The following is a 13,793-nucleotide window of genomic DNA, read 5'->3' as shown; positions in this document are numbered from 1 at the left end:
CATTCTGCGGGTCTTTTCTTTGATGACCCGCTTTTTGCCCATCGGTAAACCGCACCCAGGCCCGTATTTGAAATTGACTGCCCAATCGCGTTCACTTGTCGTCGGCAATCTGCGAAAAAGACGATGGACGCACGGAATCGGGGCAAATTGTGTCGCAGCGCAGAAAACTCTTCATCACACCGACTTTGGCAACAGTGATCGGTTCGTTCGTTCTGATAACAGCGGCCGCAATCCTGATCATCCAGGCCATGACGTCTTCCAAAGTGGTGCGCCAACTTGGCGGTGAGCTTGTCGACATAGGCATGGATTCTGCAGAAGTCGCCTTTGTTGAACAGCTTTATGCCGTGACCGTAACCGCTGAGTATTCAAAGGTCTCGGCAGAGCGGAACGAGCTTTCCTTCGACAAACCGGAATTGCCGATCGCCTACCTCTACGGTGCACTGGCACCACTGGAACAGGTGTCCTTCATGGTTCTGGTCGACCCAACGGGAAAAGGAGTTGATGTCGACAGAGGCGATGCTGACGGGACGCTGCTTGGCGGTGAAGTCGATCTTGCAGCAGAGATTCCCATCCTTACGCCCATGATCGAACGCGCCGCGAAACAAAAGGAGGCTTTCTGGAGCGAAGCCATTTACATGCCAAACCGGGAGCACACCTATTTCGTGTTCACCCAGCCGCTATACAAGGAAGGACGCCATATTGGCACGATGCTCATCGGCACTTCGCTGGAGAGAATTTCCGAGATTTCCTGGTACATCTCGACCGATGACATCACGGTTTTCCTGTTGAGGGAAGACACGCACGAAGTCATCGCGCATCCGGACTTGCACAAGAAATTCGATGACCTCAGCAACGAAACGCCTCTCCTTCATGTCAGACACGTTCCAGACGATTTCCTGAAACACTTCGAGGAGATGCCGAAACTGGACAACGCTTCGTTCGACATCGCCGACGACCTGGACCTGCATGTCGGCTACGACGATGATGGCATCAAACGCTTTGTCATCATCGAAGACAAGAACGACAATCTTCAAGGACTGCCCGTTCGTATCGGTGTTCACTTCCCCGCCCAGTTTCTCGATCAGCCCCTGCACCAGCTGGTGACCGCCGTCGCAGTTGGAACCGGATTGTTGATGCTGTCACTACTGGGGGCTGTCGTTTTGGCCAAGCGCATTGCGCTTCCCATGCGGCGCGCTTCCGGCGCCGCGAAAGACGTAGCAAATCTCAATTTGAATGCAGTCGAACCACTGCCTGCCAGCGTCATCAAGGAACTGGATGACCTTTCGAAAGGGTTCAACGCCATGGTCGGCGGCTTGAAGGCCTTTAATCGCTACGTTCCCAAGACGCTGGTACGGAAACTTTTAAGCGAAGGACGTGCGGAAGCGCCACCGGAAGAACGTGAGCTTGCAGTACTGTTCACCGACATTGCGGGTTTCACGTCCGCCTCAGAAGGCATGTCGGCGAGTGAAACGGCAGAATTCGTCAATCATCACCTGTCGCTCCTCGGCGAAGAAATCACCCGGCAGGATGGCACGATCGACAAGTATATCGGCGACAGTGTCATGGCGTTCTGGGGAGCGCCGGAACGATTGGACAATCCTGCCGAACCTGCTGTACGCGCGGCTCTGGGTATGGTCGGAGCCATTCGCAAAGACAACGAGGCCCGCGCAATGCGGGGCGAACAGCCCGTTCGTGTGCGGATTGGTCTTCATCTTGGACCACTGGTTGTCGGCGATATCGGGGCATCCGAGCGTGTCAACTACACAGTTATTGGCGACACGGTGAACGCAGCCTCGCGGCTGGAAAGCCTTGGCAAGGAAATTGATCCACAAGCGGATGTGATCATTCTTGCGTCCGAAGAAATCACCAAGAGACTTGGTGATGATGTCACCCTGGAGCCCATCGGCTCCCGCAAGATAAAGGGAAGATCAGAGCCCTTGGTCGTGGTCCGCGTGTTGGCTTAGAAACACCCTGCTCTGATCCAATGTGACTTCAAACGGAATGGCAGTTCAGTAAGTCATCATCACTGCAACGATCAGGTAAGTGGCCAGTCCATAAAGGCTCAAGAGACTGACACTCATGAAAAGCCCCCTCAAGCCGTCTCGACCGGTCAGATAACACCAACTATGGCCACAGCGTCCAACGGCAAAGCCTAAAATCCAGACCCAACAGGCCGCAAGTGGCGGGCTCACCAAGCAGAATATCGCCGCCAAAAGCGCAAAATAGACTGTGTTTTCCGTCGCATTGCGATGCGCATTGTGATGACGCTCGAGCTCCTGCCAACCGACTTGCGGAACATCTTCGCGCGCATTGGCACTCGCCTCCCACTCTTCAGGCGTTGCATGCAGCCCGAAACGAACTCTGGTCAGCTCTGTCGCTGTCATCAACCAAGTATGATTGGCCAGCAGAAGCGCTGCGCTGAAGACAAATGCAGAAAGCAAACCGGTTGACGGCAGCCCGATTTCAACAGGCTGAACGCCAAATGCGAAGAAGTTCAGGACAAGCGCGAAAGAAATGAGGACGAACGGATACCCCAGTATGAACATTCGAGCACGCTGTTGACGCGCTTCCGATACACCACTCATCTGAATTCCGCCCCTATCGACTGCAGCCGGCAAATCACCTGTCAAAATGCCGAGAAGATCCTGACTTAGGCACTAACCACGCCTGCGTCCAGTCATCGGCGCAGTATCAACTGAACACGCCAAGCAAAAGTCGATGGATATCTGAACTGAAAACAATTGAGGCTCAACGAAGCACGTCTGGATGCGAACAAAATCAGCCAATTCCGGCGTCTGCGCAGACCGCCTCACCCGCCCCCGTTCCAGCCTGATCGGCTGCATGAAGCACCTTGTCGAACTTGACGACAGCAAGGACTTTTTCCAGATCTTTCAAGGATATCTGCCGAGCCTTCCATTTCTGGGTGAGCTGGAATTCGAATGCGACATCGCTCAAGTCCTGCTCAAGTTGAAAGGCGAAGGCCTGCAACTCCCCTTCCGCATTGGCAACCGCAACCTTCCAGTAGGACTGCGGGATGCGTACCTTCGTGACACCATCATCATCCACACCGGTGAAAATCGGGTCCTCGGCCTTGAGAACGGGCCCCGCCAAAACACAGAGCTTTTCCGTCTTTGCCTGCTTGAAGATGTGATTTTCAAGTTGACCCCATTCACCGCCCTCTCGAGATCGGTTGAACCCCTTGACCTGCGGCGTACAGTTCGTGGAGTGGAACGTGTCTCCGTTTGCGAGTTGAACCTCCTCGTATGTCCGGCCCCACACCACGGCGTTGCGCCGGACCACATGGCCTTTGTCAAAAGCTTTCCGGTCTTTGTTAAAGAACCTGTCCGGCAGTTGATGGTCACCGGGTATCCTCGGGTCGGCAAACCACTTCTCGCGATCATTGTCGGACGTGAAGCCGTTTAGGGCCTTCCGATTGTATTTGCGTCCAGGTTCGGGTTTCAGGCTGGATTTACGCGTGTCGACATTGGCCGCGGTGACAAGTGGCATACGTCGAAACTTGTCCATAATTATCGAAAAATGATAATACTTCAGAAAGTTAGACCCATCGTCAAGCTTTGAAACCCGGTCCAGATCGGTCACCTTTGGCACGGGAACATCGAGGCCGATGAAAGACGGGTCATAGCCTGGTCGATTGGTATAGTCGTCATCATGCTTGGGCTCGACCATGCGCTCGATGGCCGGCGCCGCCAGCGGCTGTCCGGCAGGTATTGCAGCCGAAGCCTGCGCACTGACCATAGACGCTGCACCAACCTGGATGTCTATCGTGATCGGGATGGTCCAACGGCTCGAGCCGCCGGGGTCTCCAGTCTGCACAGGAGCCTGGATCGCACTTCCAGAGTTGTCTTGTGACAGAGCAACCGCTGCGCTTTCTGCTGTTCCATCTGCCTGTCTCCAGTCAGACAACCACGGATTTGGGTCTTCGATGTTGCTAAGCGCGTCCTCTCCGAACTCAAGACCGGCTCCCACGACCTTGTCATCTCGAGACAGTTCATAGGTTGGAACCGCAAAGTTCGCATCCTTGTATCGCCCTGCAAAATGGAGCGCGACGATGTCTCCGGTGATGACGTCCAGAACGAGGCTGCCTGATGCGCCACCAAGCGAACTTGCATCATGAGTTACGCTATTGACCCGGTCACCGTAACTGAGGATTTCACGGCGGCTTTTCAGGAAACCGGGCAACAACCTCTTGACGTCGTAGATGCCCTTGAAGACCCGGTTCTGTACCGCTGCATCGTTACGCGGATCAAAAGCCGGATAACCGATCAAGGTGATCTCGCGACCCTCAAGATCCTCAGGCTCCTGCATCGACAAAAGCAAGGGCTCGACGCCGTCTGGAGCTTCTTCCAGCTGCAATAACGCCATGTCCCAGTGCGGGTGGATCATCCGTATGCCGGTTATTTTTGCAAACGCACTTTCCGTCGATCCTGCTTCCTGTTTGTAATCGATCCCAGCAGTTTGACCCGGGCGGAATGCCAGTCCTCTTTCACCCAGCCCTGTTGCAAACAGTTCAGCGACGTGTCGGTTGGTCATGATCAGATCATCGGCAACCAGAAAGCCTGTTCCACCATAAGGAAGATATGGATGGTCCGGCAGTTCGATGCGTCCGGCAGCAGGCAAGGTCTTGAGAATATGACGCCTGGTCGTCTCGTTCGTATTGAAATGCACCCAGTCCTTGTGCTGGACGTTGTAGGCGTCATTGGTCACGACAATGGCCGGACGTTTGTCAGGCACGATAATCGCCTCAATCAGAAAGGCTTCTTCTCGGTCGAGGTCTTGGCCGCGGGCCAGTTTCTCAACGGCGGCATGGGCTTTTGCCCGCTCATCGTCGGCGCCGGCAGGGCCTTCATCCATGCCACCACCCATGCGAAGCGTCTCTTCGGGCTGGTCAGCCAGTTCGGCGAGATCTCCGCTAGATAGCAATGTTTCGAGATAATTCTTTAAATCGGGATTTTTCTTTGAAATGGGCATGTCGAGCTCTCCCTTTGCTCTAAAAAGAATGGGTGGCCAAATCCTTGATGATAACTTTCGGTTCAGCGCCGAGAATGCGCCTCAGCATCTCAGTGTTTATCGCGATGTCGTTGTCGAATGATCCGTGACGGACGGGAATTTCAGCGAGGCCGTTCGTGGTTTCGCGGTCCTCAAGAACGCTGAAGGAAGCGTTGATGCGCTTTAATTGCGCAACCCAATCTTCTGCGGATTTCCTGGTAACCCCTGCAAAAATATCCTTCTCAAAGGCTTCCTTGAACCTGTCTTTCAAGGCCCATTCCAGACCCAGCAGCGGCGTCTTGTGGTCATCCTCAAGCGCCCGGCTGACCAGATAGAGAATGGATTTACCGTAGAGCTGTTCCTTTCCGACGAAATCAGCCCGCTCCAACTCGTCATTCAAGAGGTCGACATGAAGGCCTCCATCCGCGATGACGTGTTTCTCGGTGGTGTGTCCATAGTAGCGACCTGCAAAAGCAATGGTGCATGCAGGAGCCCAAAGCGTCACCGTTCTGACGGGCGGCTTTTTCTTGTCGCCAAGTTTTCGCTGTCTGAGGTCTTCCAGGAAGTGGCCGAGCCAGATCGACCCAGCGGAGTGTCCAACCATATGCAGCTCAAGGTCAGGAAAGTCGTTCAGGAGGGCGCGCACATGTTTGCTGACCTGGCGGATCGCGCCCTCGCCGAGTGCTGCAGAAGCGGCGTTCTGCTTCATCTGGCCCCAGACCGCCCGGCCCACCAATTGACGGGCCGCAAGTTCGAATGTCCTGTCCCGCTTCTCCTTCAAGACATCGAACAGCCCTTCGCTTCCGGCACGTCCCGGCCCTTCCGAGAGGTCTGTGGCAAACCGCCTGAAGTGATCTTCGCCGATGAACTTCAGGCTTTCAGCCAGCCCCGTTTTCCAGACGAAGAACACGGGAGCAATCCCGTTGGCCTCAAAACAGGGCCCAAGCTTTTGCGCATGCCTGATCGCTCGGTCTTCCCCGGTCAGGCCGCCATGAGCAAAAAAGACGAGTTTGCGCGCCTTATTGTCCTCCAGCAGCTGCCTGACGTTTTTGAACACAACGGTCAGTCCGTCATGCGCGTCGGCTGCTTCTGGCAATCGGCGCAAAAGCCGACCGTCATTGCCGCTCACAACCGAGTGACGATAGGTCTTTGCCTCGCTCCATCTAGTGACTGTTTCCAGACCGGTCTCAGATGAACTGCCGCTTGTCTGTTCAGACACCGGAAGGTTGGCAAGTGGGGCACTGGGTTTGACGACAGCGACCTGATCAACCTCAACCGGCGCACCGACGACCGCGACCCATGCATCAAAACCATTGTCCACCCAATCCTTGTAGGGCAGCAGTCCAAAGCCCTTGTAACCCCAGTCCGGCCCCCAGGAATTCTGTACGATGAAGCCGTAACGGTTGTAGCCAACCAGCGCAAAGGCATGACCGCCAGTCGTCTTGTCGCTGGTTCGTTGAATGACCGCCTTCTGCAACGAAGCGCACTTTTTGAGGCTCCAACCGTCATGAACCTTGGCGGAGGCATAGATTGCGTGGGTTTCAACGATTGCAGCCTGCATGTCTGCTATCGAGCGCGAATCCACGCGGTAATATGCGCCCAGTGGACGTTCGATGGCGTCAATTTCCCAACCGTCCTTGGGCGGCACAAACTTGTTGTCGTCATAGGGAAACAGGTCTTTCTTGCAGACACCATGTTTGTGCCAGCCTTTCATGGCTCCTCGGCAACTCGACCCGCTGTAGTCTTCGCCGTCCCACTCGTCGTAGAGTTTGGCATTGTTGTAGAGCATACGCTCACTCACCAGGTGAGGCTTTTCCGCAGCTCTGCCACGCTCGGTTTCCACAAGGTAGCGTTCCCAGAAGACATAGTTGATCACAGCCGCCAGGCCGAACCCGGTGCACGCCCCTTCCGAGCCCTGGTTCAATATGTATCCATCTTCGAGAAATCTCGGCAGAAATTGATCCGCCAGATCTTCCGGCGGATATTGTGGTGGCAGGAACGTTAAAGGCGGACGATAGGGACGATCCCTGAAATCAACCCGGTCGGGTCTTACATCGAGGCCGCGAAGTGTTCCAGAAAATGAATGCTTGACCGATGCCATTACCGATCACCGAAAGTAGTGTAAAAACAAATAAGCTACTTGAGCAGACTAGATCACCTCAAAGACAATCAGCAACCTTTGATAAATAAAATCTCAAAATACAATCGTTTCCTCAACGTCAGGTAGAGCTGAGACCCAAGCCATATCACCTGATCCTCGCCCTGATGTGACGTTGGTTGACCAAATGGGGCCTTCAATCGAAAAGCCCGAAGCGCCACCTCATCAAACAGCGGCGGGAACATCCATCTGCGCCGACAAAACTCGCACTTGATGAAAAGGAACATGTCCCATGTTGAACCGTCGGCACTTCTTGTCACTGTCAGCCGGCCTGGCAGTGGCCACGGCCACCACATCTCTTCCCGCTCTTGCACAGGACCGCACCAGATCCGGACGCTTTAAGGGAAAGAGCCGTCATGTGACAACGGGGCACGCGGAGCTGTCCGGCAGCCGCGTCGTCTTGCAGAGGGATTTTACCTTTGATGGTGCCCCGGACGCCCGCATTGGACTTGGACGGAACGGGCGATACGATCCAGATACGGATCTCGGCGCGTTGAAGAAGTTGAAGGGTCAGCAATCCTACCGGTTGCGCGGTGGTATCGACGTCTCCAAATACAACGAAGTCTACGTATGGTGTCGCAAATTCAACGTTCCGCTCGGTGTTGCGAAACTTGGCGGTTAAGGCGGTCAGCGGAAGTGTTTCCCATTTCACCGGGAACACTTCCGCAAAAAGCCTGACATTAGCGTGCTCGGTCCTTCGAAGCTGGTGCTGGTACGGAAGCATTGCGACTGAAAACCACAAAGGCCGCCTGTGCCGCAAGGATCGCGGCGACAACTGAAGCCAGACCAATTCCAAGGTCTACAGTTTCAGAAAACGGCAATCGGAATGCGAAGTCGAAAATCTCGATGAAGCTCGCGGTGAAGGCAATGAAAAGACCGCCCGCAATCAGAAGCACACCTCCGTCTCCAGACCGGTTTTCCGACTGAAAAGACTTCGACGCAAGGAAATAACCGAGGACAGCTGCCGAGAAGACAACGGTCGTCAGCAGCAAAATCCCCAAGGTAACGAACATACTCATGGCCCAACCTCTCAACGTTTTGTTGGTGCCGTTCTTTCCGCCTACTTCGAGTTGGAAATCCCGACAGAAAAGATCGTATGGCGCCAGACAAGATAGATCTGCGCCGCGCGGCAGTTGGGAACCAATTGTGGCAATTTCCGGTTTGGAGAAGTTATTTGGTCTGCCGCAAATCATTAAATTTACGAAAGAAATCTGACCCGTTCCTCCATCCCCGACAAGCAGACGAGGTACCCGCGCGCGACAGGAACCCCGCAATCCACCCCAAGACTTTCTATCGAACCAGAATATTCCGGAACTGCCACGGGTCGTTCGGATCAATATCTTCGGGAAAGAAACCCGGTCTGTTATCGAGCGGCGTCCAGTCGGTGTAGTACCCTTTGACTGGACCAAGGTAGGGAAGCTGGATTTCGAGGCATCGCTTGTAGTCCATCTCATCGGTTTCAACGATACCGGACTGCGGATTTTCCAGAGCCCAGACCATGCCGGCAATCACCGCAGACGTAACCTGCAAACCGGTAGCATTCTGGTTAGGCGCCAGTTTACGCGTCTCCTCTACCGACAGCTGGGAACCGTACCAATAGGCGTTTTTCTTGTGCCCATACAGCAAAACGCCAAGCTCATCGATCCCATCCTGAAGTTCATTCACTTCAAGGACATGCAGTTTGTCCTGGATCTTGCCCGATGCACCAAACAGCTCATGGAGCGACAACACCGCATCATTTGCAGGGTGATAGGCATAGTGACAGGTTGGCCGGTAGCTGACCCTTTTGCCGTTCTCGAGCGTGAAATAGTCGGCAATCGAAATGGACTCGTTGTGTGTCACCAGGTAGCCGAACTGTGCTCCTGGCGTAGGGCACCAGGTTCTCACCCTCGTATTGGCACCCGGTTGTTCCAGATAGATGGCCGCATTGCAGCCCTTCTTGTGGCTTTTGGCGTTTTTCGGCTTCCAGGTCTCATGCGTTCCCCAGCCGAGTTCCGCCGGCTGAAACCCTTCTGACAGGAACCCTTCTACAGACCAGGTGTTCCAGAATGTGTTCGCCGGCTTCGGTTGCTTTGCGCGTTGCGTGTCGCGTTCGGCGATGTGAATGCCTTTGACCCCGGTCTTTTTCATCAATTTCGCCCAGTCTTTCTTCGACTTGGGTTCCTTGAATTTCACGCCGGTTTCAGTAGCCACATCGACAAGAGCCTTTTTGACGAGCCAGGACACCATCCCCGGGTTTGCACCACAGCAGGAAACGGCGGTCGTTCCGCCAGGTTTCTTTTTCTTTTCCCGGCGCACGGTTTCGCGCAAGGCATAGTTGGTGCGATCAGCTGCCGTCGCAGTGTCGTCGAAATAAAAACCCGGCCACGGCTCAACAACCGTGTCGAGGTAGAGCACCCCAAGCTTGCGGCACAGCTTCATAAGATCGAGCGATGAGGTATCGACGGACAGGTTGACCAAAAATCCCTGTCCCTCGCCTTCGCTCAGCAACGGTGTCAGAACATCTTTGTAGTTCTTCGGTGTCAGTGCCGTCTTCTGAAACTTGTAGCCACGATCTGTTACAAGTTTGGCGTCTGTATCCACCGGGTCAATCACCGTGAGCCGGGTCTTGTCGAATTTGAAATGCCGCTCGATCAAGGGCAGCGTTCCCTTGCCGATCGAGCCTAACCCTATCATCACCACAGGGCCTGTGATGGTTGCATGTACCGGCCAGCTTTTGGTGGCCGCCGCCTCCCGTGGGGAAACTTTATTAGCAACTGTCTTTCGAGGCGCAGCTTTGGTTGCGGACGGTTTTCTTGCAGCTGTTTTCTTCGCTTCAGCCGGTTTTGCGGCAGCTTGCTTGGTGTTTGCGGGCTTTGCCGCAGCCGGCCTGGTGCGTCCCGACTTGGCTGCAGCTGGTCTGGTATTTGTTGGTTTGGCAGCAGACGGCTTGGTCGCCGCTGGCTTTGCGCTGGCTGGTTTCGCAGTCCGTGATTGTACGGTTGCTGTTTTTGCTGCGGCAGGCTTAGTGGACTGAGGTTTTCTGGCAGCTGCCACTTTTGCAACGCTCTCTTTTGTCGCTGCAGCTTTGGCTGTACCGGTTGCCTTTGATGAAGCGGTCCGCGCTTTTGCAGCCCTAGTTGCCGTTGCAGCCTTTGTCGCGGCTGGTTTTGCCACTGCAGGCTTGGTTGCAGCTGGCTTGGCGGCTGCAGGCTTTTTCTGTGCACTCGACTTGGCAGTATTTGACTTCGCCTGCGCAGGCTGCCTGGCAGCGGTCGTACCGGCGGCACTTGCACGTGTTCCGGAAGCTTTGCTCGCTGCTGTCTTTGGTGATGCGGGCTTTGCTGCAGCAGGCTTTCGGCCAGCACCAGTCTTCGAGGCACTTGTTTTGGAAGCGTTAGGCTTGCTTGCACCGCCTGCCTTAGAACCAGAAGCAGCTTTTGTGCCCGGTGCTTTCGGCGCAGCTGCGGCTTTCCTGGTTGTGGCTGGCTTCGCAGCTGCAGCCTTCGCACCGGCAGCTTTGGATGACGGCGCTTTTGATGCAGCAGTTGGTTTTGCTGAAGCCTGTCTGGCAGGTTGCTTTGCAGCCACCGTCTTTGCGCTTTGCTTGGCACTGGAGGCTTTGGCTACTGCAGGTTTGCGCGCAGCGGGTTTATTTGTAGCCGACTTGTCGGTAGCTGTTTTGGTTGACCGAGTTTTTGCTGCAACCGTGCGCCGCGCAGCAGGTTTGGCGGCAGTTTTGGCAGTCCGGCTTTTCGGGGCGCCGCCTTTGGTATCATCGGTCATTATTCAAAACTCCAAATTTCTACGTTTCGTCACAGCGTTGTGTCAGCAACATCAGACGAGAAAGTGGCAAAGAAGCGCACTGATTGCACCTTTCTCAAGACTTGACGGTTTTTCCCTGAAATTTCAAGTCTTAAACGCATCTTTTTAGGCAAGCACGGCCCACGCCGACCGGTATGGCTGACGAGAACGCGGGTCATGTACATTTGATGGGAAACAGCGCGGCCTCCTCTGCGGCGATAGATGGAGAGACCGTGCTGTTGAAGAAATGCGCTGCTGAAGTCAGTCAGATAACAAAGGACGCAAGCGGTGCGAAACCGTTAAAGCCGACTGAGGAATATGTCGTGGTATAGGCTCCGCAGGCTTCGATCAGGACCTTGTCGCCAATGGAAAGGCTGACCGGCAGCTCATAGGGGTCTTTTTCGTAGAGAACATCAACGCTGTCACAGGTCGGACCTGCAAGAACGCAAGGCGTGGTCCGGTCACCGTCACGCGGGGTCCGGATTGGATACCGGATGGCCTCGTCCATAGTCTCGGCCAGACCGTGGAACTTGCCGATGTCCAGATAGACCCAGCGAATTTCGTCCTGTGCCGACTTTCGCGAAATCAGAACAACTTCTGCCTCGATCATACCGGCATTGCCGACCATGCCCCTGCCCGGTTCAATGATTGTCGAAGGCAGACGGTTGCCAAAGTGTTTTGTCAGCGCATGAAAGATGGCATCGCCATAGCTTGGAACGCCGGGAACATCCTTCAGGTAACGGGTGGGAAAACCGCCACCCATATTGACCATCTTTAGCTCGACACCACGATGCGCCATTTCCCCAAAGACCCCTGCCGCCATGGCGAGAGCGAAATCCCATGCGCTGAGGTTCGCTTGCTGGGAACCGACATGGAAGGAGACACCATGGGCCTGAAGACCGAGCCTGTGTGCATGTTCGAGCACGTCCGGGGCCATCTCAGGGTCGCAGCCGAACTTGCGGGACAATGGCCACTCAGCTCCCGCTCCGTCGCACAGGACGCGGCAGAACACTTTTGAGCCCGGGGCAACGCGGGCGATTTTTTCCACTTCTTCGACGCAGTCAACGGCAAAGAGCCGGACACCGTGTTGGTAAGCGCGCGCAATGTCCTTCTCCTTCTTGATGGTGTTGCCGTAGGAAATACGGTCAGATGCAGCACCTGTTGCCAGGACCATTTCAATCTCGCCGACAGACGCACAGTCAAAAGACGATCCGAGGCTTTCCAGCAACGACAGAATTTCCGGTGCAGGGTTGGCCTTGACCGCGTAGTAGACAGAGGTGTCGGGCAATGACTTGGCAAAGGCCTGAAAGTTTTCCCGCACGATATCAAGGTCAACAACCACACAAGGTCCGTCGTCTTCGCGTCGTCGCAGAAAATCGCGGATGCGCTCACTCATTGGGGGCTCCCCTTTCAATCAAGGCTGCAGAAACGCGCATTCTTCCAGCGCACCGCAGGTTCACGTCGCAGGGTGCTGCGTGACGCACCGGGCCTCCTCCGGGATGGAACCGGAGGCCGGGTTGGACGCAGCGACGGTTGGGCAGCGCAACTGAAAACAGTGCATTGCTTTCCCGCGTCGGGAATGCCGTTGATTGGATCGGAAGTACCGAGCCGCACGTCGGGCAATGATGTAACAAGTGCCTCTTCAGTGACACCGGAGATTGGAAACCCCGGCCGAGACCAAAAAAGCCCTCTTACGTCGTTGCTTTAAGCCGTCCGGATCTTGTCTGCCCCGCCCCTTGGCGGTTTTCCTGGCAGTGACCCCTTAAGAGATGTCCTGTTTCAGCATCCCATGAACGGCCTCGGGCACGTGCGAATTTGGGCGGGGCGTATATGCGCCCGTTTGCTTTTCAGCGCAAGCGGAAATTTGAAATTCCAGAAAAAAGATTGCGCTTTCGTTTCCCGCTTGCCCTAGTCAAAGGTCTTGAAGCAGGTCGCAAGATACTCAGCAAAGACTTTCACCCGGTGAGGCTGCGAACGCCCGGGAGGAAAGAGCATTTGAAGCGGTTGCTTTGGTGTTTTGTGCTCTGGCAACAGTCGGACAAGCCTGCCGGATCGGATGTCACTCATAACGTCAAACTCAGACTTCAGCATGATGCCACGGCCCTCCAGACCCCATTGGCGCACGAGAGCTCCGTCATTGGCTATGAGCGAGCCATCGACACGCACCGACTGCTTTCCATCTCCAGAGATGAACTTCCAGACATTGTCTGTCGATTGACCGAAACGCATGAGGATGCACGCATGTTGCTGCAGATCACGCGGTGTCTCCGGTGCCCCATTTCTTGCAATATAGGATGGTGACGCGCAAACAAGCCTCGGCTTTGCCGGCAGTGCGCGGACGCGCAATGTGCTGTCTCCGATTTCACCAAACCGGACCGCCAGATCAATGCCGAGACCTACGATATCTGCATATCCGTCTGAAAGATGCAGGTCGATGGATATGCCGGGATGCTCTGCCTGAAAGGCGGCGATAGCTTCTGAAACAAGTGTCCGGCCGAGGTCGAGCGGTGCACTCAAACGGATAAGTCCGGAAAGGTTTTGAGCTCCCAGTCTTATGCGGCCATCAAGATCGGCCGCTTCGTCCAGAAGTTGGCGCGCGCCAAGCATGAGCGTGCGGCCTTCTTCGGTCAGACTTAAGGAGCGTGTTGTTCTGTTGAGCAAGGCGACGCCGTAATGCGTTTCCAATGCGGAAAGACGCTCCGATACGGTCGTTGGCGACAAGCCAGTTTGTCTTGCCGCCGCGGCAAGGCTGCCATTCTCAACGATCTTCACGAACAGGGCGATGTTATCGAGTAGCATTATTCGGCATTTCCGGATTATGAAATCGAGAAATGCCTCTTTATCC

At 55.1% G+C, this 13,793-nt stretch carries 11 protein-coding genes; 4 read left to right on the top strand and 7 right to left on the bottom strand.

The features are described 5' to 3' along the window. Positions 1-149 precede the first annotated feature (149 nt). The gene (locus FIV00_RS13180; RefSeq protein WP_152501178.1) at positions 150-1,964 is read left to right on the top strand and encodes an adenylate/guanylate cyclase domain-containing protein; all 1,815 of its coding nucleotides are present in this window, start codon (positions 150-152) and stop codon (positions 1,962-1,964) included. A 45-nt stretch (positions 1,965-2,009) separates the two neighbouring features. Here FIV00_RS13180 and FIV00_RS13175 read toward each other — a convergent pair whose 3' ends face one another. From FIV00_RS13175 to FIV00_RS13165, 3 genes are all read right to left on the bottom strand, one after another. Next, positions 2,010-2,585: an MAPEG family protein gene (locus FIV00_RS13175; RefSeq protein ID WP_209006918.1), complete on the bottom strand. Its 576-nt coding sequence runs from the start codon at positions 2,583-2,585 to the stop codon at positions 2,010-2,012. Between the two features lie 193 nt (positions 2,586-2,778). Next, positions 2,779-4,989 (bottom strand): DNA/RNA non-specific endonuclease, encoded by a 2,211-nt coding sequence (locus tag FIV00_RS13170; RefSeq protein ID WP_152501177.1) that lies wholly within the window; start codon positions 4,987-4,989, stop codon positions 2,779-2,781. 19 nt (positions 4,990-5,008) lie between these two features. Further along, the gene (locus FIV00_RS13165; RefSeq protein ID WP_152501176.1) at positions 5,009-7,108 is read right to left on the bottom strand and encodes a C1 family peptidase; all 2,100 of its coding nucleotides are present in this window, start codon (positions 7,106-7,108) and stop codon (positions 5,009-5,011) included. 289 nt (positions 7,109-7,397) lie between these two features. Between FIV00_RS13165 and FIV00_RS13160 the strand changes: the two genes are divergently transcribed. After that, the gene (locus FIV00_RS13160; RefSeq protein ID WP_152501175.1) at positions 7,398-7,787 is read left to right on the top strand and encodes a DM13 domain-containing protein; all 390 of its coding nucleotides are present in this window, start codon (positions 7,398-7,400) and stop codon (positions 7,785-7,787) included. A 58-nt stretch (positions 7,788-7,845) separates the two neighbouring features. Here the strand turns inward: FIV00_RS13160 and FIV00_RS13155 are convergent, their stop codons facing one another. Together FIV00_RS13155 and FIV00_RS13150 are read right to left on the bottom strand one after the other, a co-directional pair. Further along, positions 7,846-8,184: a hypothetical protein gene (locus tag FIV00_RS13155; RefSeq protein ID WP_152501174.1), complete on the bottom strand. Its 339-nt coding sequence runs from the start codon at positions 8,182-8,184 to the stop codon at positions 7,846-7,848. 271 nt (positions 8,185-8,455) lie between these two features. Continuing rightward, positions 8,456-9,841, bottom strand: coding sequence for a homospermidine synthase (locus FIV00_RS13150; protein ID WP_152501173.1), 1,386 nt, complete (start codon positions 9,839-9,841; stop codon positions 8,456-8,458). On the opposite strand from FIV00_RS13150, the gene FIV00_RS13145 reads away from it, so the two are divergent. Next, on the top strand, positions 9,774-10,181 hold the full coding sequence (locus FIV00_RS13145) for a hypothetical protein (protein ID WP_173005816.1): 408 nt from the start codon (positions 9,774-9,776) through the stop codon (positions 10,179-10,181). The two genes, FIV00_RS13150 and FIV00_RS13145, sit on opposite strands and share 68 nt — an antisense overlap. 51 nt (positions 10,182-10,232) lie before the next feature. Continuing rightward, the gene (locus FIV00_RS13140) at positions 10,233-11,078 is read left to right on the top strand and encodes a hypothetical protein (protein ID WP_152501171.1); all 846 of its coding nucleotides are present in this window, start codon (positions 10,233-10,235) and stop codon (positions 11,076-11,078) included. A 135-nt stretch (positions 11,079-11,213) separates the two neighbouring features. Here the strand turns inward: FIV00_RS13140 and FIV00_RS13135 are convergent, their stop codons facing one another. Further along, positions 11,214-12,344, bottom strand: a complete 1,131-nt coding sequence (locus FIV00_RS13135) for a type III PLP-dependent enzyme (protein ID WP_152501170.1) — start codon at positions 12,342-12,344, stop codon at positions 11,214-11,216. Between the two features lie 512 nt (positions 12,345-12,856). Then, positions 12,857-13,747: a LysR family transcriptional regulator gene (locus FIV00_RS13130; RefSeq protein ID WP_152501169.1), complete on the bottom strand. Its 891-nt coding sequence runs from the start codon at positions 13,745-13,747 to the stop codon at positions 12,857-12,859. Positions 13,748-13,793 lie beyond the last annotated feature (46 nt).

The sequence above is a fragment of the Labrenzia sp. THAF82 genome (assembly GCF_009363435.1).
GTDB lineage: Bacteria > Pseudomonadota > Alphaproteobacteria > Rhizobiales > Stappiaceae > Roseibium > Roseibium porphyridii.
This window is presented reverse-complemented; position numbering and strand designations above follow the sequence as displayed.